The organism is Actinokineospora sp. PR83 (genome assembly GCF_021056305.1).
GTDB classification, from domain to species: Bacteria; Actinomycetota; Actinomycetes; order Mycobacteriales; family Pseudonocardiaceae; genus Actinokineospora; species Actinokineospora spheciospongiae.
The window spans coordinates 24,208-43,940 of the sequence record NZ_JAJCXD010000072.1 but is presented as its reverse complement, the minus strand read 5'-3'; the positions used below and the strand labels follow the sequence as shown (position 1 = coordinate 43,940).

General features: G+C 72.6%; 19 protein-coding genes. 11 read left to right on the top strand and 8 right to left on the bottom strand.

The features are described from left to right. The 3 genes from scpB to L6E12_RS34850 form a co-directional block, all read left to right on the top strand. A partial coding sequence (gene scpB, locus L6E12_RS23590; protein ID WP_236230111.1) for an SMC-Scp complex subunit ScpB occupies window positions 1-457 on the top strand: 457 nt, incomplete at its 5' end. After that, on the top strand, window positions 447-1,202 hold the full coding sequence (locus L6E12_RS23585) for a pseudouridine synthase (RefSeq protein WP_236230110.1): 756 nt from the start codon (window positions 447-449) through the stop codon (window positions 1,200-1,202). The genes scpB and L6E12_RS23585, both read left to right, overlap by 11 nt. A 473-nt stretch (window positions 1,203-1,675) precedes the next feature. Further along, window positions 1,676-2,023: an Imm1 family immunity protein gene (locus tag L6E12_RS34850; RefSeq protein WP_236230109.1), complete on the top strand. Its 348-nt coding sequence runs from the start codon at window positions 1,676-1,678 to the stop codon at window positions 2,021-2,023. Window positions 2,024-2,110: 87 nt separating this feature from the next. Here L6E12_RS34850 and L6E12_RS23575 read toward each other — a convergent pair whose 3' ends face one another. The 4 genes from L6E12_RS23575 to L6E12_RS23560 all read right to left on the bottom strand — a co-directional run bounded on the left by L6E12_RS23575 (window position 2,111) and on the right by L6E12_RS23560 (window position 5,103). Beyond that, window positions 2,111-2,737 (bottom strand): thiopurine S-methyltransferase, encoded by a 627-nt coding sequence (locus L6E12_RS23575; RefSeq protein ID WP_236230108.1) that lies wholly within the window; start codon window positions 2,735-2,737, stop codon window positions 2,111-2,113. Window positions 2,738-2,803: 66 nt separating this feature from the next. Then, window positions 2,804-3,985 (bottom strand): cation:proton antiporter, encoded by a 1,182-nt coding sequence (locus L6E12_RS23570; RefSeq protein ID WP_236230107.1) that lies wholly within the window; start codon window positions 3,983-3,985, stop codon window positions 2,804-2,806. Between the two features lie 22 nt (window positions 3,986-4,007). Beyond that, complete coding sequence (locus tag L6E12_RS23565) at window positions 4,008-4,490, bottom strand: cation:proton antiporter regulatory subunit (protein WP_035280458.1); 483 nt, start codon at window positions 4,488-4,490, stop codon at window positions 4,008-4,010. A gap of 58 nt (window positions 4,491-4,548) precedes the next feature. Further along, window positions 4,549-5,103, bottom strand: a complete 555-nt coding sequence (locus L6E12_RS23560; protein WP_236230106.1) for a DUF4240 domain-containing protein — start codon at window positions 5,101-5,103, stop codon at window positions 4,549-4,551. Window positions 5,104-5,194: 91 nt separating this feature from the next. On the opposite strand from L6E12_RS23560, the gene L6E12_RS23555 reads away from it, so the two are divergent. Together L6E12_RS23555 and L6E12_RS23550 are read left to right on the top strand one after the other, a co-directional pair. Beyond that, window positions 5,195-5,971 (top strand): tryptophan 2,3-dioxygenase, encoded by a 777-nt coding sequence (locus tag L6E12_RS23555; protein WP_236230105.1) that lies wholly within the window; start codon window positions 5,195-5,197, stop codon window positions 5,969-5,971. After that, entirely contained in the window at window positions 5,968-7,143 is a 1,176-nt protein-coding gene (locus tag L6E12_RS23550) for a kynureninase (protein WP_236230104.1), read from the top strand. Before L6E12_RS23555 ends, L6E12_RS23550 begins: the two co-directional genes overlap by 4 nt. 7 nt (window positions 7,144-7,150) lie before the next feature. Here L6E12_RS23550 and L6E12_RS23545 read toward each other — a convergent pair whose 3' ends face one another. Continuing rightward, window positions 7,151-8,512 (bottom strand): DHA2 family efflux MFS transporter permease subunit, encoded by a 1,362-nt coding sequence (locus tag L6E12_RS23545; RefSeq protein WP_236230103.1) that lies wholly within the window; start codon window positions 8,510-8,512, stop codon window positions 7,151-7,153. Window positions 8,513-8,641: 129 nt separating this feature from the next. On the opposite strand from L6E12_RS23545, the gene L6E12_RS23540 reads away from it, so the two are divergent. Together L6E12_RS23540 and L6E12_RS23535 are read left to right on the top strand one after the other, a co-directional pair. Further along, on the top strand, window positions 8,642-9,298 hold the full coding sequence (locus L6E12_RS23540) for a TetR/AcrR family transcriptional regulator C-terminal domain-containing protein (protein WP_236230102.1): 657 nt from the start codon (window positions 8,642-8,644) through the stop codon (window positions 9,296-9,298). Window positions 9,299-9,342: 44 nt separating this feature from the next. Continuing rightward, entirely contained in the window at window positions 9,343-10,398 is a 1,056-nt protein-coding gene (locus tag L6E12_RS23535; protein ID WP_236230101.1) for a cation diffusion facilitator family transporter, read from the top strand. Here L6E12_RS23535 and L6E12_RS23530 read toward each other — a convergent pair. Continuing rightward, the gene (locus L6E12_RS23530) at window positions 10,375-11,016 is read right to left on the bottom strand and encodes a class I SAM-dependent methyltransferase (protein ID WP_236230100.1); all 642 of its coding nucleotides are present in this window, start codon (window positions 11,014-11,016) and stop codon (window positions 10,375-10,377) included. The genes L6E12_RS23535 and L6E12_RS23530 overlap by 24 nt on opposite strands. 251 nt (window positions 11,017-11,267) lie before the next feature. Here L6E12_RS23530 and L6E12_RS23525 point away from each other — a divergent pair, with 251 nt between their 5' ends. Beyond that, complete coding sequence (locus L6E12_RS23525) at window positions 11,268-11,417, top strand: hypothetical protein (protein ID WP_236230099.1); 150 nt, start codon at window positions 11,268-11,270, stop codon at window positions 11,415-11,417. A 395-nt stretch (window positions 11,418-11,812) separates the two neighbouring features. Here L6E12_RS23525 and L6E12_RS23520 read toward each other — a convergent pair whose 3' ends face one another. Together L6E12_RS23520 and L6E12_RS23515 are read right to left on the bottom strand one after the other, a co-directional pair. Further along, window positions 11,813-13,081, bottom strand: a complete 1,269-nt coding sequence (locus tag L6E12_RS23520) for a DUF3089 domain-containing protein (RefSeq protein ID WP_236230098.1) — start codon at window positions 13,079-13,081, stop codon at window positions 11,813-11,815. Between the two features lie 30 nt (window positions 13,082-13,111). After that, on the bottom strand, window positions 13,112-14,698 hold the full coding sequence (locus tag L6E12_RS23515; RefSeq protein ID WP_236230097.1) for a carboxylesterase/lipase family protein: 1,587 nt from the start codon (window positions 14,696-14,698) through the stop codon (window positions 13,112-13,114). 274 nt (window positions 14,699-14,972) lie between these two features. On the opposite strand from L6E12_RS23515, the gene L6E12_RS23510 reads away from it, so the two are divergent. The 3 genes from L6E12_RS23510 (at window position 14,973) to L6E12_RS23500 (ending at window position 19,633) form a co-directional block, all read left to right on the top strand. Beyond that, the gene (locus L6E12_RS23510) at window positions 14,973-15,689 is read left to right on the top strand and encodes a hypothetical protein (protein WP_236230096.1); all 717 of its coding nucleotides are present in this window, start codon (window positions 14,973-14,975) and stop codon (window positions 15,687-15,689) included. A gap of 121 nt (window positions 15,690-15,810) precedes the next feature. Continuing rightward, window positions 15,811-16,512: a helix-turn-helix transcriptional regulator gene (locus L6E12_RS23505; RefSeq protein ID WP_236230095.1), complete on the top strand. Its 702-nt coding sequence runs from the start codon at window positions 15,811-15,813 to the stop codon at window positions 16,510-16,512. Between the two features lie 187 nt (window positions 16,513-16,699). Next, window positions 16,700-19,633 carry a M28 family peptidase gene (locus L6E12_RS23500; protein WP_236230094.1) on the top strand — a complete coding sequence of 978 codons (2,934 nt, stop codon included), beginning with the start codon at window positions 16,700-16,702 and terminating at the stop codon, window positions 19,631-19,633. Window positions 19,634-19,733: the final 100 nt, after the last annotated feature.

Genomic DNA, 19,733 nt, shown 5'->3' with positions numbered 1-19,733 from the left:
CGTCGACCAGCCGGTCGGCCGCACCCGGCAGGCGCTGCGGCGGGTGCAGGCCCGCTACACCGAGGCGGGCAGCGGCATCGACCTGCGCCGGGTCGGGGCGGGGTGGCGGTTGTTCACCCGCGACCGGTTCGCCCCGGTGGTGGAGAAGCTGCTGCTCGACGGGCAGCGGGCCAAGCTGACCAGGGCCGCCCTGGAGACCCTGGCGGTCATCGCCTACCGCCAGCCGGTGTCCCGGGCGCGGGTCGCGGCGGTGCGCGGTGTGAACGTCGACGGCGTCATCCGTACCCTCGTGGTGCGCGGCCTCATCGAGGAGAGCGGGACCGACTCGGAAACGGGTGGGATCCTGTACGTGACTACCGAGTTGTTCCTGGAGCGGTTGGGCCTGTCCTCGTTGGAGGACCTCCCCCCGATCGCCCCTCTGTTGCCGGAAGTGGAAGCGATCGACGATGTCTCCTAGGTCCCAGCCCAACCCCGCCGCCGACGGCGTGCGCCTGCAGAAGGTCCTCTCCGGTGCGGGGGTGGCCTCGCGCCGCGCCGCCGAAGACCTCATCGACCAGGGCCGGGTGAGCGTCGACGGCGAGGTCGTCCGCGAGCAGGGCAAGCGCGTGGACCCGGACAACGTGGTCATCCACGTCGACGGCGTCCGGGTCATCGTCCGCGAGGACCGCGTGTACCTGGCCCTGAACAAGCCCCGCGGCGTCCACAGCACCATGGACGACGACCGCGGGCGCCCCTGCGTCGGCGACTACCTGCGCGAGCGCGAGGACAAGCTCTTCCACGTCGGCCGCCTCGACGCCGAGACCGAGGGCCTGCTGCTGCTCACCAACGACGGCGACTTGGCCCACCGGCTCATGCACCCGTCGTTCGAGGTCGCCAAGACCTACCTGGCCGAGGTGCCCGGCCCGGTCGCCAGGGACATCGGCAAGCGCTTGCGCGACGGGGTGACCCTGGAGGACGGGCCCGCCAGGGTCGACTCGTTCCGCATGGTCGACAACTACGCGGGCAAGGCGCTGGTGGAGGTCGTGCTGCACGAGGGTCGCAAGCACATCGTCCGCAGGCTCCTGGAGGAGGTCGGCCACCCCGTCCTCAAGCTGGTCCGCACCCAGATCGGCGACGTCCGCCTCGGCAACCAGCGCCCCGGCTCCCTGCGCGCCCTGAGCCGCCCCGAGGTCGGTTCCCTCTTCGCCGCCGTGGACCTCTGACCGGCGCTCACCGCCGGTTTCCGAAAGTAGGGCTGTGCCCGCACGGTCCTGTCTCGTGGGATGTGACGCCAGGCGATGGGCAGTCCGAACTCATCCGGACCCCAGCCCCGGTTCACCGCCAGGGGGTGGCCCACCCACCTGGCGACCCACGAAGCGAACGCAGCGGCCGTGAAGGCGCAGAAAGTGGCCTTCTGCATCGTGTTCGGGTGCTGCGGATGTCCTGCTGGGTGATGATCGTCGTCGCTGTCGCCCAGCGTTCCAGGATGGTTCGATGTCCATGGGGGAGCTGACCGCAGCGCTGCACGCGGTGTTGGCGAAACTGACGGCGGTACGGGAGTGCCTCGGTGGAAGGCGAAGGCCCGGGGCACGGTGCGCCGTCATCGGGTGCGCCACAGACCCCGGCGCCGGAGGGACCGCGTCCGACCCCGGCACAACTGCGCTCGATCCCGGGTTCCGCGTCGCCCGCACCGGGGGTGGAGAACAAGCACGGCGACCGCTACCCGGTGGCAGCGCTGCCCTGCTGCGACGACCTCCCGCCACGGGTGCGCCGGGGCACGGGCAACGTCGCGATCGTGGGTCATGTGGAGATCGACGGCCGCGGCTTCGGCACGCTCACCGCGCACCGGTCGGACGGGTGGGCGGTGGAGATGGACCGTTGCGTTCCCACTACCGGCACCAAGAGCACGTGGTCGGACTACTTCCTCGCGGGTCTCGATGAAACCAGTATCCCCCCGCACGCCGAAGTGCCGGTCGAAACCGTCTATGCCGCTGTAGCGGAATTCCTGGTCACCGGACAGCGGCCGACGTGTGTCGAATGGTAGGAGGCGGTATCGCTGCTGTCCCGATTCGAGTGACGCTGTGGCGAAAGGCCCGCTTGGTTGAACGCAGGTGCCTTGGCCACCCGGCGCTCACCGCCGGGTCATCAGGAACCCGTGCTCCACCAGGTAGTCCAGCCCGAACTCCGTCATGAGCCGGTGCTCGGGGCGGGGTTCGGCGTGGGCGTGGTCGATGGAGAACGCCTCGGCGAAGTGGCCGTGGACCTGGTCGGCGCCCACGCTGAACGGGGGTTCCGGCGCGGTGGGGCGGTATTCCAGCGTGGTGAGGAAGTACCGGGTCCCGGGGGCGCACAGCGAGGTCAGGTGCGCGGCGTACCGGTCGCGCGGGGCGTCCGTGAGGGCGGTGAGGGCGGCCCGGTCGTGGACCAGGTCGACCGGGCCGAGGTCCGCCGCGCCCAGGTCGAGCAGGTCGCGGCACCACACGGTCACGTTGCCCGCCCGGTGCACGCCGTCGGTGACCGCCGGGGTGAGGCCCGCGGAGTCGAAGACCTCGGCGACCGCGCGGGGTGTGGACGCGACGCCGATGACCTCCGCGGCGTGCTCGGCGAGGTAGAGCAGGTCCGCCGACCCGCCGCGCAGCGGGACCAGGACCCGGGCGCCGGACAGGTCGGTCGACGCGGCCAGTTCGGCCACCCAGGGGTGCACGGCGGCGGGGGTCGTGCCCGGGTCCCGCGAGTCCTGCCGGAAGGTCGACTCCATCGAGTGACCGTATGCCGTCGATCTTCGTGGGCCAATCGACCGACCGGGTGAGCACGTGAAGGTGGCTCAGGTTCCGGCCGGGGAGCCCACCTTGCGCTGCACGGCCCTGGCCACCGGCTCGACCACGCGGGCCGCGACCGGGCCCAAGATCGCCATCAGCAGCACGTAGGCCGTGGCCAGCGCCGCGAGCTGCTCGTCCACGGCCCCCGCCGCGACCGCCAGGCCCGCGATGACGATGGAGAACTCGCCGCGGGCCACCAGCGCCGCCCCGGCGCGGGCCCGGCCCATCCTGGCGATGCCCTGGCGCTTGGCGGCGTACCAGCCGGTGACGAGCTTGGTGAGCGTGGTCAGCACCGCCAGCCCGACCGCGTAGGCGAGCACCGGGGGGATCGACCGGGGGTCGGTGTTGAGGCCGAACACCACGAAGAAGATCGCCGCGAACAGGTCGCGCAGCGGCTCCAGCAGCTTGGTGGCGTTCTCGGCGGTCGAGCCGGAGATGGCGATGCCCAGCAGGAAGGCGCCCACCGCGGCGGAGACCTGCAACTGCGAGGCGACGCCCGCCACCAGCAGGGCCGCGCCGAGCACCCGGAGCAGGAAGACCTCCGGCTCGGGGCTGTCGACCACCATCGACACGTACTTGCCGAAGCGCAGCGCGATGACCAGCACGACGGTGATCACCACGAGCGAGATGCCGACGGCGGTGAACCCGCCCAGCAGCGTCGTCCCGGCCAGGACCGCGGTGAGGATCGGCAGGTAGAGGGCCATCGCCAGGTCCTCGAACACCAGGATCGACAGCACCACCGGGGTCTCCCGGTTGCCGAGCCTGCCCAGGTCGCCGAGGACCTTGGCGACGATGCCGGAGGAGGAGATGTAGGTGACCCCGGCCATGGCCAGCGCGCCGACCGGGCCCCAGCCCAGCAGGAACGCCACGACCGCGCCGGGGGCGGCGTTGAGCACCAGGTCGACGATCCCGGCCAGCCAGGAGCGGCGCAGGCCGGTGACCAGCTCGGCGGCGGAGTACTCCAGGCCCAGCAGCAACAGCAGGAGAACCACGCCGATCTCACCCGCGAGTTCGGTGAACCCCTCGATGCCCTCCAGCGGGACCAGCCCACCCGCGCCGAAGGCGAGGCCGCCGACCAGGTAGAGCGGGATGGGTGAGATGCCGATCTTCCAGGCGAGCCTGCCCAGGATGCCCAGGCCGAAGAAGACCGCTCCCAGCTCGATCAGGGAGATGGCGGTGTTGTGCAAGTTCTCGGGTTCTTCCTCGTGCTCAGCCGTTTTCGAGGACGTCGACGGCCTTGGCCAACCCCTCCGCGGTGCCGACGGTGATCAGCAGGTCGCTGCCGCGGAACACGAAGTCCGGCCGCGGCGAGGGGTGCACGGTGCCCGCCCGCACCACCGCGACGACGGAGACCGCCGTGCGGGTGCGCAGCGCCGTGTCGCCCAGGGTGCGGCCGTCGTACGGGGAGTTCGGGGCCAGCGGGAGCTGCCGGGTGCTCACCCCGGCGACCTCCCGGTTCTGCTCCTCCAGCAGCGCGACGAGCTGCGGGGCGCCGAGCAGGTTCGCCAGCGCGCCGGACTCCTCGACGGTCAGCGGGATCGACGCCACGCACGAGTCCGGGTCGTCGTGCTTGGACACGATCAGGTCGAAGTGACCGTCCCGGTAGGTGATCACCCCGATCCGGCGGCCGGAACGCGCGACGAAGTCCTGGCGTGTGCCTATCCCGGGCAGCGGGGTCACCTCGACGTTCACCACACCACGGTAACAAGCCCGGCGCCCGATTCGTTCCCCCTGTTCACCGGGGCCCCGCTCAGCCCCGGACGGTCGCGCCCTCGAACAGCTCCGCCAGCCGGGGCAGCCGCACCGGCCCGCCGGGCGGGACCGGGCCGGTCGACTCGGCCACGCCGAGCCTGGCCAGCTCCTCGGCCAGGGCGCAGTCGCGGCCGGTGGACTCGTCGAACGCCTCGTGCGCGGCGAAGTCGAGGCTCTCCCACTCCGGCCAGTCCTGCGCCGACCACTCGCGCATCGGCCGGGCGGCGAGCGCGCGCACCTGCTCCACCCCGGCCAGCCCGTCCGGGTCGGCCACGACCGCGTCGAAGGTCTCCCGGCCCAGGGTGAGCAGCCACAGCCGGAACGACCGGAACGAGTACTCCGAGCAGGACCCGGCGTGGATGAGGTGGGCGGCGGCGAGCAGCTCCGGGGTGTCGGCGCGGGCGCGCACCGCGGCCAGCCGCACCGCGAAGTCCACCACCTGGGCGAGCGGGAGCCTGGTCAGCTCCTCGGTCAGCCACTCGGCGTGCTCGTCGCGGTCCCCGGGCTGCTCCACCGCCCGACCGATCAGCTGCCAGAACGCCTCGTCCGTCATGGCCCGATCATGGCAGCCGGGACCGACACTCCACGACTCGTGCACACGTGTGAGGCTGTTGGCACCGCACCCGATGGAAGCGAGGACGACCGTGGCGCACGACGCGACGTTGACCTACACCTCCTACCTGGCCCTCGACGAGGTCCTCGGCGCCCAGCGCCCGCGCTCCGACGAGCACGACGAGCCGCTGTTCATCACGATCCACCAGGTCTACGAGCTGTGGTTCAAGCAGATGCTGCACGAGCTGGGACACCTGCAGGACGTGCTGGCCAAGGGCGACACCGCGCACGCGACCAGGACGCTGCGCCGGGTGCTGTCGGTGTTCAAGGTGATCGTGGCCCAGGTCGACGTGCTGGAGACGATGACGCCGAGGCAGTTCACCAGCTTCCGGACCAGGCTCGACGCCTCCAGCGGCTTCCAGTCGGCCCAGTTCCGGGAGCTGGAGGCGGTCCTGGGCCGCCGCGACCCCCGGGTCCTGGCGCACCACTCCGAGTCCCCGGCCCTGGTCGCGGCGATGTCGCGGCCCTCGGTGTTCGACTCGTTCCTGGCCTACCTCGCGGTGCACGGCTACTCCGTCCCGGCGGCTCTGCTCGACCGGGATTTCACCCGTTCGTGGGAAGAGTCGGCGGAGTTGCAGGAGGTGCTGCTGCGCGTCTACGCCGACGACAGCGGCCCGTCGACCGTGGCGGAGTACCTGGTCGACCTGGACGAGGGCCTCCAGGAGTGGCGGTACCGGCACGTGAAGATGGTCGAGCGCACCATCGGCACCAAGGCGGGCACCGGCGGCTCACCCGGCGCCGCCTACCTGCGCGGCACCCTGTTCACCCCGGTCTTCCCCGACCTGTGGGCCGTGCGGAGCGAGCTGTGACGGCCGATCGGGGAACGCCGCGCCCGGAGGACCTGGCCCCGCACTACGCCCGCTTCCGGGTGGCCGAGCGGCTGCTGCTGACCGGCCACTCGCACCAGGCGTGGCCGGACGTGGCCCTGGACGGGCAGGTCGAGGCGTTCGCCGACGCCGCCGAGCAGGTCGACGGCAAGTGGTCCCGAGCCTTCGCCAAGGCCGACCGCCTCCGCGACCACTACGCCACCCTGGTCGGCGGCGGCGAGGTCGCCCTCGGCACCAACACCCACGAACTGGTGCTGCGGTTCCTCTCCGCCCTGCCGCTGCGCACCCGCCCCCGCGTGGTCACCACCGACGGCGAGTTCCACACCCTGCGCCGCCAACTGGGCCGCCTCGGCGAGGGCCTGATCGAGGTGGTCCGCGTCCCCGCGCACCCGGTGACCGACCTGCCCGAGCGCCTGGCGTCCGAAGTGGACGACCGGACCGCGGCGGTGCTGGTCTCCGCCGTCCTGTTCGAGACCGCGCACGTGGTGCCCGGCCTGGACTCCCTCGCCGCCGCCTGCGCCCGCACCGGCGCGGAACTCCTCGTCGACGCCTACCACGCCCTGGGCGCCCTCCCCTTCGACGCCACCGGCCTCGAAGCGGCGTGGGTGGTCGGCGGCGGCTACAAGTACCTCCAGCTCGGCGAGGGCAACTGCTTCCTCCGCCTGCCCCCGCACGCCGACACCCTCCGCCCGGTGATCACGGGCTGGTACGCCGAGTTCGACGCCCTGGCCGACGAGCGGAACCCGGACCTGGTCCCCTACGGCACCGGCGCGGCCAGGTTCGCGGGCGCCACCTACGACCCGGTCAGCCACTACCGCGCCTGCGCCGTCCTGGACTTCTCCGACAGCCAGGGGCTCACCCCGGAGGTCCTGCGCGCGGTCTCGTTGCGCCAGAACACGATCCTCGCCGAGGAGTTCGACGCCATGGACCTCCCCGAGCACCTGATCACCCGCGACCGCACGGCCCCGCGCACGGCTTTCGGGGGCTTCCTGTCCCTGCGCACCCCCGACGCCGCCCACCTGCACACCGCCCTGGCCGGAGCCGGGGTCGCCACCGACAGCCGGGGCGACCACCTCCGCTTCGGCCCCGCCCCCTACCTCCGCGACGACCAGCTCCGCGCGGCCATGGCCGCGCTGGGAGAACTGGTGCGGTAGGAGCGGTCTAACGCGCGGGCGCCGGTTCCGGACGCGCAGCGGCGAGCTTGCCGGGCAGCAGTGGTGAGCCAGCCAGGATCACCACGTGCACCGCCACGACCCACCAGAGCGCGCTGTGCACGCCCCACCCCTGAGCCAGCACCGACACCGCTGCGATCCCCAGCGACGCACCTAGCTGGTTGAGGATGAACAGCGCGGAACTGCCCTGCGCGACCGACTCCGGGGGCAGCGTCCGGTACATCGCCCCCATGCTCGACGCCCCCACCGTCCCCAACCCCGCCCCCATCACGAAAGTCAGCGCGGCGGAAGCCAGGAGCCCGTTCCCGGACAGGGCCAGCCCCAACGCCGCCACAGCGGCGACCACCGCCCCGCCGAAAGCGAGCCGCCGCGCCCCCAGGGTGTCGCTGAACCGCCCGGCCACCGGCATCGCCAGCGCCGACCCCACGCCGAACGGCGCGACGGCCAACCCGGCGGCCAGCACGCCCTGCCCGCCGAGCACCTGGTGGTGCAGCGGCAGCGCGAACAGGATCGAGAACATGCACGCCCCCATCGCCGACATGACCAGCACGGTGGCGGCGAACCGCCCGTTGCGGAACAGGCGCGGGTCCAGCAGCGGCGCCGTCCGCCTGGTGCGCAGCGCGTGCACGCCGTAGGCGAGCAGCAGCGCCGCGCCGAGGAGCCCGACCAGCGGTGTGCCGCCGTGCTCCACCCGGGACAGGCCGAAGACGATCATCCCGAAACCGGGGGAGAGCAGGGCGAGCCCGACCACGTCGAGCCGCGCGGGGTGCTCCGGCGGGGGTGGGTCGGCGGGGACGAGCCGGGCCGAGCACACCAGTGCCAGCAGGCCGATCGGCAGGTTGACGAAGAACATCCACCGCCAGTCGAGGGTCTGGATGATCACCCCGCCGAGGACCGGGCCCAGCACCGGCCCGAGTGAGAGCACGATGCCCATCACCCCCATGACCCGCCCGGCCCTGGCCGGTCCGGCCGCACGGGCGAGCAGGGTCAGCATGATCGGCTCCAAGGTGCCGCCGCCGAGTCCCTGCACGACCCGGGAGGCGATCAGGCTGCCGATGTCCCAGGCGGCCCCGGCCGCAACCGAGCCGAGCAGGAACAGGGCGAGGCCGCACAGCCACAGCCGCTTGGTGCCGAACCGCTCGCCCGCCCACGCAGTCAGCGGGATCGCCACCGTGACGGCCAGCAGGTAGGCGGTCGACACCCAGCCGACCGAGGCCAGGCCGACGTCGAACCGCTCGGCCAGGGTGTCGGCGCCGACGGCGACGATGGTGCCGTCGAGCAGCCCCATCACCCCGCCGAGCAGGAGCACGGCGATCAGCCTGCGGAGGGTGGGGTCAAAACCGGTGGTCATGCTCCGCTCCGATCTGAAATGAACTGGTCAGTTCAATCTAGTGATCGAATCGGTAGAGATGCAACCGCTCCGGATTGTGAAATGAACTGATCAGTTCAGTTTGACGGATGGGTGGGTAGACTGGCTGCCGTGACCGCAGCCCGCACCGCCGACCCCGCCCGCCCGGCGTCGCGCGGGCGCATCGACAAGCGCGAATCCATCCTCGGCGCCGCGTTCACCGTCTTCGCCCGCGAGGGCTACGCGGCGGCGAGCGTGGACGCCATCGCCGCCGAAGCGGGGGTGGCCAAGCCCACCGTCTACAACCACTTCGGTGACAAGGAGGGCCTCTTCCGCGCGGTCGTCGTCGCCGAGGCCGAGCGCGCGGTGGTCAAGAACCTGGCCGTGGTCCACCGCCTCCAGGACACCGGCGACGACATCCGGCCCCTGCTGGTGGACGTGGGCTCCCGGTTGGTCGAGTGCTACAGCGACGACCGCTCCTGGGCGCTGCGCAGGCTGCTCTACGCCGAGGTCACCAAGTTCCCCGACCTGTTCGACGTGGTGCGCGCGGGCGCCGCCGACCAGGTGGCCGAGGCCCTGGCCGACCGGCTGGCCCGGCTGTCGCTGGCGGGCAGGCTGCGCAGGCTGGACCCGGTCGCCGCCGCGGAGCAGTTCGCCGCCCTGCTGACCGGTCCGATGGAGGCGCGCTCCCGCATGGGCACCAAGGCCCTCGGCGAAGCCGAGTACCGGGCGGTGGCCGAGGCCGCCGTCGACACCTTCCTCGCGGCCTTCGGCGCGCAGCGGGCGTGAGCGGCCACCCGGCGCGGGCACCGCACCGGGCTTAACCTCGGCCCGTGGCCGAGAAGAAGACCGAGATCCCCGACTCGGGCGAGAGCACCCTGACCGTCGTCCTCGCGGGATCGGTGAACCTCGCCATCGCCGTGCTCAAGCTGATCGCCGGGCTGATCACCGGGTCGGCGGCGATGCTCTCCGAGGCGGCGCACTCGGTGGCCGACACCTTCACCGAGATCCTGCTGCTCACCGCGCTCAAGGCGTCCACCAAGCCCGCCGACCGGGAGCACCCGTTCGGCTACGGCAAGGCGCGCTACTTCTGGTCGCTGCTCGCCGCGGTGTCCATCTTCACCTCGGGCGCCGTCTTCGCCCTGTACGAGGGGTTCTCGACGATCTTCGGCGAACCCGAGGAGCAGACCTCGCCGCTGGTGGCCTACATCGTGCTGGCGATCGCCTTCCTGCTGGAGGGCACCTCGTGGTTGCAGGCGCTGCGGCAGGTCCGCGGCGAGGCCAGGGCCACCGGCCGCTCGTTCGGCGACGAACTGCGCCACAGCGACGACCCGACGTCCAAGACGGTGCTCTACGAGGACTCCGCCGCGCTCATCGGCCTGCTGCTGGCCTTCGCCGGGGTCGGCCTGCACCAGCTCACCGGGTCCTCGGTCTGGGACGGCGTCGCCTCGGTGGCCATCGGCGTCCTGCTCGCCGGGGTGGCCTTCCTGCTCGGCCGCACCAACGCGGGGCTGCTCATCGGCAGGCAGGCGGACCCGAGCCTGGTGTTCGCCATCCGGGACGCGTTCAACTCCACCCCCGAGGTGGACGCGGTGGTGGACCTGCAGACCATGCTGATCGGCACCGACCGGGTGCTCGTCTGCGCCAGGGTCGACTTCGACGACGCCATCACCGCGGGCGAATTGGAGCGGGTCTGCGTGCGGATGGCGACCGACCTGCAGGCGGCGCAGCCCGACGTGGCGGAGGTCTTCATCGAGCCGGTGCCGCGCTCGGACGAGGAGCTGCGCGCCGCCGTGCTCGCCCGCTACGGCCGGGGCAGCCGACCCGCGCAGGTCTCCGCGGAGCAGGCCGCCGGGGCGCGCGCCTCAGGCGAGGAACCGACCGGCTGACCACGCCCGGTCGCCCGGCGCCTCGATCCGCTCGACCCGCCTGCCGTCCACGTAGGACTCGTCGACGACCAGCAGCCCGGTGCCCGCGGCCTCGGTCCAGGCCCGCGTCGGCCCGACGCCCCACGGGTACCAGGGCACCAGGTCGTCGATCACCACGTGCCCGCCGGGGCGGGTCACCGCGCGGGCGTTGCGCAGGTCGGCGGCGGCCACCTCGTAGTCGTGCCCGCCGTCGACGAAGATCAGGTCGGCCCGCTCGGGGCGGTCGGCGGCGAACGCGGTCACCGTGCTCAGCGAGTCGCCCAGGACCAGCTCGTGGCGGCCCGGGTAGCGCTCGTCGACGAACTGCTTGGCCAGCAGCACGCTCGGCCGGTCGTCCAGCTCGAAGGAGACGACCCGGGTGTCCGGACCGCTCTCCAGGAACGCGATGGCCGAGAAGCCGAGGTTGAAGCCGATCTCGAAGACCAGCCCGGCCCGGTGCCGGGTCGCCAGGTCGCGCAGGTAGGTCGCCTCGGCGACGCTGGCGCCGCCCTCGCTCATGTCCGCCCCGCCGTCGCGGACGTGGTGGTACACCCGCCACATCAGGTCCGACAGCGCCGCGCTTTCCTCGATGAGGTCCATGGCCACGTCTTCCGGGAGGTGAGAACGCCTGGGGGAGGTGATTGTCGCTGGCTGACGTTGCGATCGGGTGAAGCCGAACGCGCACCGTGACAAATTGTCATCCGAACGGGTATTACTGAGTACCGGTTTGCGTCGGGGCGCAGGTTACACAGTGGCGCAGGTCACTGTGAGCGGTGGGTTCGTCACCGACCGGCGCGAGCGGGTGGCACGATCGAACCGTGTCGATCTCTACACCGAATCGTGAGACTCCCGTGTCAGCAGAGCAGACCGTGCGCTTCTCGCCCATCCCCCGGGCCACGAAGCCGACCCTCGCACCCCCCGCGGCGACCCATCCGCGCAAGTCGCTGCTCAAGCGGATCGCCCGCCGCATCGTCGGGCAGGGCCTGCTCACCAAGCGCTAGGCCCCGGGGTTTTCGCTGGTGTGCCCGGCTGGGTGGATGTGCTTGGCCGGGGCCCCTACGGCGATCATGTGGCCCAGCGTGACAGGGTGGGGCTGAAGGGATGCCCCACCGCCAGGACAGGCTTGCACATGATCGCCACCCCCGACCAAACACATCCACCCACCCGGGCAGGGGCATAGCCAGGCCGGCGGTTGCGAGGGTGGCTGGTTGTCGAGCACATCCACTCACCCGGGCACGTCCATAGCCGGGCCTGCGGTTTCGGGGGTGGCTGGTTGTCGCTGCGCCGGTGAGGTTTTGGGTGGCTGGTAGCCGGGCAGGCGGTTCGCGGGGGAGCCGGCTTCGGGGACAGGCCCTGGGTCGGTGGTGCCCGGCGGGCGGGCGGGCACCACCGCACCTCATCCGCGCCAGGCCGCGACCTGGGCGCCGAGCAGGCGGTCCAGGTCACCGGCGAGCAGGTTGTAGTCACCGACGTGCAGGCCGAACGAGGTCGCCCCGCTCCGCGGCGGCGCCACCTTCGGGCTCGCGTCCACCTGCATCCAGGAGCGGTTCGCCGCCTCGTCCCCGGTGAAGCGGCAGCCACCCCGCCCGTCGCCGGGGTAGTGGGCGAAGCCGGTCGTGAGGTTCGGCACCGGGACACCGGTCAGGATCAGCGACAGCGGTCCGGCGTGGGCGAACGGGTTGCCCTTGAGCAGCGTCCTGGTCGGCAGGTACGGGTCGATCGGCGTGGTCGCGTCGGTGGGGGCGCCCGCCAGCAGGGCGGCCGGGTTCACGCACAGCGACTTCACCCCCGGCGCCAGGTTGCCCGCGAACATGGCCCCCGGCGACTGGCCCGGCTCAACCGCGAACGCGGAGTACCCGACCAGGCAGCCCCGCTCGGTCGTGCTCGCGCACGGCCGCAGCGTCCGGAAGGACGCCCCGGGGTTGTCCTGGTCGCCCGCGGACACCGGCACCTGCACGGACCCGCCGAGCAGGTACGCGCTGATCAGCCGATCCCGCTCCGGCGTCGGCCCGTCGAACTTGGCCTTGATCAGGTCGGTCAGCACGAAGGTGCCCTGCGAGTGCCCGAGCAGCACCACCCCGCGCCGCTCACCGGTCGCCGGGTCGATGTTGTCGTGCGCCCAGTAGTCCTCGAAGGCCGTGCGCACGTCCAGCGCGGCGCGCTCGCGGTCCGGCCCGGTGACGCCGCCGAGCAGGCCCGCCAGGGGGATCTGCCGGTAGCTGGGCGCGAACACCCGGCAGTGGTGGGTGAACCGGGCGACCTGCGCCAGCGTCACCGCGGTGCCCTCCTCGCGGCGCTCCGGCGGGATGTTCCCGGTCTGCACCAGCGGGTTCGGCAGCGCGTCGACGGTGGGGTAGACGTAGAAGCAGTCGACCGGCTTCGGCCCGCCCGGCGCGAACGGCTCGACGCCGACCGGCTCGTCGTCGGCGGACATCGTGCTCGCGTCGAGGTTGACCGCTCTGCCGTTCGGGTAGTGCGGCGCCTTGTCCTGCGTGCCGTCGAGCGCCTGGCCGCACAGGTTGTCGGTCAGGCCGGGCTTGCACAGCCACACCGTGCGGGCCAGCGGCTCGGCCGCGCTCGCGGTGCCCGGTTCGGCCACCACGACGGCCGCGGTGGTGGCCGCGGCCAGCACCGCCGCCGCGGCCAGGGTCACTCGGATCCGCACTGGGGAACTCCTCGCTCGAAGATCAGGGGCTCAGATGTTGGGGACCATGCCGTCGTCGTACATCTGCTTCCAGAACCCGCACCGGTGGTCGGCGCCGAACGAGGCCGCCGGTCCGACGAAGGTGGGGCTCAGCCGCTGCACCACGTCGCGGCCCGGGGTGACCGGGGCCCACGGGGCGGGCCCGGTCGGCACGCCGGTCCTGGCGAAGGACGTCCAGTAGGACATCATCGCGGTGGAGAGCCACCGCTGCTCCGGGGTGAAGAACGGCGGCAGCTTCGTGCCCACCGAGCGGCCGAACACGTACGGCAGCTCCGCGGCGTGCGAGGAACCCGACGGCAGGTAGAACGGCAGGTCCGGGGGCAGCGCGGCGGGGTCGTCGAACTCGTAGGCGTAGACCGGGGCGTGCCGGGCCAGGGCCTGGTTGGAGTACTGCGCCGAGCAGGCGAACACCGCGTCGGTCAGCGCCCCGCTGATCGCATCCGGGGGGCTGGGGAAGCCGCCGAGCGGGTACTGCGCGGCGATCCGCTCGACGAAGCCGCCGCCGAAGCGCTCGCTGAGCCGGGTCGGGTAGTTCACCGCGGTCACCGTCGTACCGGCCAGCGCCTTGATCGCCACGAACAGCGACGCCTCCTCCCGGTTCGTGCCCTGGAGCAGGGGAACCCGGTTGACCCGCCCGGTCTCGAACGCGTCCTGGACCGCCATCGGCACGATGCCGCCGCCCACCGGCGGGGTCCAGCGCAGGTTGATGTCGCTGAGGCTGATCCCGGCCCCGGCGAGCAGCTCGCCGGTGGACTTGCCGCGCAGGCACGCATCGGTCGTGCTCTGCGGGCAGCCGACGCCGCGGGCGAAGCCCTCGCCGAGGCTCTCGGCCTGCGCCACGGTGGGGGCGGGCACCGCGCAGCCGCTCTCGGCGATGCCGCGGGCGAACAGCCCGGCCGCCTGCGGGGAGGCGATCTGCGAGCACACGCTGCCGCCGCCCGCCGACTCGCCGAAGATCGTGACGTTGGCCGGGTCCCCGCCGAACGCGGCGATGTTGCGCTGCACCCACCGCAGCGCCGCCTGCTGGTCCATCAGCCCGAACTGGCCGTCGCCGTCGAGCGCCGGGTGGGCGAGGAAGCCGAAGGGCCCCATCCGGTAGTTGATCGTCACGACGACGACGTCACCGAACCCGGCCAGCTCCGAGGTCTCGTACTCGCTGCCGGACCCGATGACGTACGCGCCGCCGTGGATCCACACCATCACCGGTTTGCCCGCCGCGCCGCCGCGGGGCACGTGCACGTCGAGGTACAGGCAGTCCTCGGTGGTGACCCTGGTGAAATCGATGCCGTAGGTCTGCGCGCACTTGTTCCCGGATTTCTCCGCGTCGCGCACCCCGAACCACCCGGCCGCCGGTTGCGGCGCCCGCCAGCGCAGCGGCCCCACCGGCGGCGCGGCGAACGGGATGCCGCGGAACGCGTCCACCCCGTCGGCAGACCGGCCGAGCAACAGGCCGCCGTCCACCCGCACCAGCGGGAACCCGATCGCCTGCGCGGGCACCGCGGCCAGGACCGCCGCCCCCACCAGCGCCGCCACCACGGCGGCGCACACCACCCGCCACACCCGTCGGACCCGAACCATCGACTGACCTCTTCCCGCCCGGAAAACGTCGCTGTTCCCGCCGCTCAATCGACGGTAATGGCGATGTGGGGGCGCGGCAAGAATCAATAGTTGTCACCCGGGGAAAGGCCATTCCGGGACAAATGGTGGGTGGGTACCGGTTCGCCCGGTGGCGGGTGGGTGGCCCGCGAGCAGGACCCGGTCGCACCCCGCGCGGGGTGCGCTGATTAATCTCCGCATCCGCCGATCCGGACCTGCCGCGATCGGTCCGGCACGGGCAGAGGAGCGGAAGACGGTGGCGGTTTTACCGGGCACGGCGCAGCAGCGGTACCAGGGCATCGGCTCCCTGATCGTCTCGGCGCGGCGGTTGGGGGAGTACCGGGAGATGTTCGCGCTCTCCGACGCGGACCTGCTCGGCGGTCCGGTCCTCGACGTGGCGGGCGGCGCGTCGAGCTTCCTGGCCGACCTGGTCGCCCTGGGCGGCACCGGGTGCGCGGTCGACCCGCACTACCACCGGCCCGCCGCTGAGCTGACCGCCGCCGCCGACCGGGGCGCCGCGCTGGCCCGCACGGCGATCACCACCTGGCCGGAGCTCTACGCCGAGCACGTCGCCGACGCGCCGGTGGCCCACCTCGCCGAGTGGCAGCACAACCTGCGCCGCTTCGAGGCCCACTACCGGCCCGACTCCGCGCACTACCGCGCGGCCTCCCTGCCCGTCCTGCCGTTCGCCGACGGGGAGTTCCGCATCGCCCTGTCGAGCCACCTGCTGTTCTCCTACCCCGACGACTTCGGCCACGACCTGCTGCTCGCCTCGATCGCCGAGATGGTCCGCGTGAGCGCCCTGGAGGCCAGGGTCTACCCGCTGGTCGACACCATGGGCAGGCCGTACCCGGAGCTGGACCGGCTCCGCGCCGACCTCGCCGAGCGCGGCGTCGACACCGAGTTGCGGCCGGTGCCGTTCCGGCTGTTCAAGTCCGGCACCCACGCGTTCGTCGCCCGCCGCGCAGCCTGAACGGGCAGTGGAACTGGGAAAGAGCTGTTTATTTCCCACCGCTGAGCAGCCCTTATCGCAGCGCGTCCACCGGTGTTACGTTCCGTGTGCACCCGGCGACCGGCCGGGCCGGGGAGGGGTTGTGGCGGCCGAGTTCGGGCGGGCGTTGCGGGCGCACCGGCGGCGGGCCCGGTTGACCCAGGCGCAGGTGGGGCAGCGGGTGGGCTACCACCACAGCCTGATCTCGAAGGTGGAGAGCGGTGCCAGGACCCCGCCGCGCGGGTTGGCGGTGGCGCTGGACGAGGTGCTGGGCACCGGCGGGGAACTGGCCGCACTGGACATCCAGGACAGTCCACAACAGACACTGCTGTCACTGTTGCCGGGGGCGGCGGCAGGCGGGGTGCCGATCCCGCTGCGCCGCTGGCCCGCCGTGCTCCCGGCGGCGGGGATCGGCTGCCCGGAGCACGGGGCGGTGGCCTGCCGGGTGCCCGCGGCCGGGAGCGCGCACGCGCTGCTGGCCCGGCTCGGGCGCGAGCGGCCGGGGCCGGACCTGGTGCACGTGCTCACCGCGCTGCTGCACGACTGCGCAGCCACCGACGCGCTGGCCCCGGTGGAGTGGGCGCTGCACCGGTTGGCCCCGGCCGATTCCCGGGCGCTGCTCACCCTCGCCGCCCACTACGCGCGGGTGGCGGGCAGGCTGCGCGCCGCCCGGGGGCAGGACGCGCTGGGCATGGCGTGGCTGGGGCAGGGGCTGACCTGGGCCGCCGCCGCGGGGGACGCGGGCGCGACCGCCCGGCTCCTCGGGGACGTGGCCGCGCTGACCCGGGTCGACGTCCCGGCCTGACCGGTCGCCGGAGGGCTTTTGCCGGATTCGCCGCTTTGCGCTGTGCCGTCAGGGGATTTGACGGTTCTTTGACGGATGCCGCCACCGCGTTGACCCGAACCGCACCGGGTGCGGATGCTCGCAGGGCCCGGGTCGAGGCGTGTCCCCCGCTCGACCCGGGCGTGCAACCCTGCCACGAGGAGCATCGATGACACGCAGAACGGTGACGGCCGGGCTCGCCCTGGCCGTCCTCGCGGGTTCCGCGGTGGGCACCCCCGCCTCCGCCGTCCCGGTCGTCCCCGTCGTCCCGGACGCGCAGACCCGGGCCCTGGGCGCGGCCGACCGGGCCGCCGCGACCGCGCTCGGCGCGGGTCCGGACGAGGTCTACCGGCGGGGCCTGGTCACCCCGTGGGTGGACGGCCTCTACTCCGTCGCCTACGAGCGCACCTACCGCGGCCTGCCGGTCGTCGGCGGTGACGCGACCATGCTGACCGACGGCACCGGGTCGGTGCGCGCCAGCGCCAAGGCCAGCGGTGCCACGGTGCGGATCGGTACCACGCCGGAGGTCACCGGCGAGGCCGCCGAGGCCACCGCCCGGCGCGAACTGGCCAGGGTCGACGCGGTCGAGTCCCGGTCGCTGGTGGTCAAGCTGACCGGTGACACCCCGAAGCTGGCCTGGCAGACCGTGCTCGGCGGCGCCTCCGCCGAGGGCGAGAGCCACCTGACGGTCTGGGTCGACGCGGTCACCGGCACCGTGCTGGACCGGCACGACGACGTCGAGCACGGCACCGGCACCAGCCAGTGGAACGGCCCCAGCCCGCTGGCCATCACCACCAGCCAGTCCGGCGGCCGGTACCTGCTCAAGGACACCACCCGCCCGGGCCTGCAGTGCGCGGACTACAGCACCGGCCAGGTGTTCAGCAAGACCACCGACACCTGGGGCACCGGCAACGCCACCAGCAAGGAGACCGGCTGCGTCGACGTCATGTGGGCGGCGCAGAAGGAGTTCGACATGCTCAGGAACTGGTTGGGCCGCAACGGCCACACCGGTTCCGGCGGAAGCTGGCCCGCGCGCGTGGGCTACAACACCACCAACGCCTACTGGAACGGCTCCAGCGTCACCATCGGCCGCAACAGCGCGGGCCAGTGGATCGGCGCCATGGACGTCGTCGGCCACGAGTACGGCCACGGCCTCGACCAGTTCACCCCCGGCGGCGCCAACGGCGAGGCCGGGCTCGGGGAGGGCACCGGCGACATCTTCGGCGCGCTGACCGAGGCCTACGCCAACGAGCCCGCCCCGTACGACACCCCGGGCGACTACCTCGTCGGCGAGAAGGTCAACCTCACCGGCAACGGGCCGATCCGCAACATGTACAACCCGTCGCTGGTCAACAACCACCCCAACTGCTACTCCGCGTCGATCCCGAGCACCGAGGTGCACGCGGCGGCGGGCCCGCTGAACCACTGGTTCTACCTGCTGGCCGAGGGCTCGAACCCGGGCGGCGGCAAGCCGGTGAGCCCGACCTGCGACAGCAGCTCGGTGACCGGGGTCGGCATCCAGTCGGCTGGCAAGGTCTTCTACGGCGGGATGCTGCTCAAGACCAGCGGCATGACCTACAAGAGGTACCGCACCGCGACCCTCACCGCGGCGAAGAACCTCGACGCCACCTGCGCCCTCTACAACCGGACCAAGGCCGCGTGGAACGCCGTCAGCGTCCCCGCGCAGGCCGCCGACCCGACGTGCACGGCGTTCGCAGGCAACTCCACTGTGGACTCGATCGGCGCTGTCGACCCCTTCGGCGCGGTGGACGCCCCCGGCGGCGCCTCCGCGCAGGCCGCGCCGAACGTGGACGTGGCGAAGGTGCAGGCGCACCTGACCCAGTTCAACGCGCTGGCCACCCAGAACGGCGGCACCCGGCGCGCGGGCTCCGCGGGCTACACCGCCTCCGTCGCCTACCTCAAGGGCAAGCTCCAGGCGGCGGGCTTCACCGTCGCCGAGCAGACCTGCACCACCTGCAACCACCGCTCCAACAACCTGATCGCCGACTGGCCCGGCGGCGACGCGGGCCAGACGATCGTGTTCGGCGCGCACCTCGACAGCGTCTCGGCGGGCCCGGGCATCAACGACAACGCCTCCGGGTCCGCGGTGCTGCTGGAGAACGCCCTGCAACTGGCCGCGGCGAACCCGACCATGGCCAAGCACGTGCGGTTCGCCTGGTGGACCGACGAGGAGTCCGGCCTGCTCGGCTCGCGCTTCTACGTCAACTCGCTCACCTCGGCGCAGAAGTCGGCCATCAAGGCGTACTACAACTTCGACATGGTCGGGTCGAAGAACGGCGGCTACTTCATCAACAACATCTCCACCGCCGTCTCCGCCCCGATGAAGGCGTACTGGGACTCCCTGGGCCTGGCACCCGAGGAGAACGTGGAGGGCGCGGGCCGCTCGGACGACTACTCGTTCAAGAACGCGGGCATCCCCTCCTCCGGCTACGCCACCGGCGCCTCGGCGCGCAAGACCAGCGCCCAGGCCGCCAAGTGGGGCGGCACCGCCAACGCCCCGTACGACGCCTGCTACCACAGCGCGTGCGACACCACGGCGAACATCAATGCCACTGCCCTGGACCGCACCGCCGACGGCGTGGCGCACACGATCTGGGCGCAGGCGGTCTCCAGCGGCGGCGGCACCACCTGCACCCCGGCGGAGCTGGTCGTCAACGGCGGCTTCGAGTCCGGCACCACGCCGTGGACCCTCAGCACCGGGGTCCGCGACAGCTCCACCTCGCAGGCGCCGCGCACCGGCACCTGGAAGGCGTGGCTGAACGGGCGCGGCAGCGCGAACACCGAGAGCGCCGCGCAGACGGTGACCATCCCCGCCGGGTGCACCGGCGCGGTGCTGACCTACTGGGCGCACGTGGACACCGCCGAGACCGGCACCCGCGTGTACGACCGGCTCACCGTCACCGTGGGCGGCACCTCGGTGGCCACCCTGTCGAACGTGGACGCGGCGGCCGGGTTCGTCCAGCGGACCGTCCCGGTCGGCCAGTTCGCCGGGCAGGCGGTGGCGCTCACGTTCACCGGTGTCGAGGACTCGTCCCTGCAGACGAGCTTCATCCTCGACGACATCTCCCTGCGGTCGGCGTAGCGAGCCCGCGCGTGCCCCTTCCGGCCACCGGTCGGAGGGGGCACGCGCGTTTTCGCCTGCTGTGGTCCACGACACACAAGCACGTCGCGGCCTCGATGCG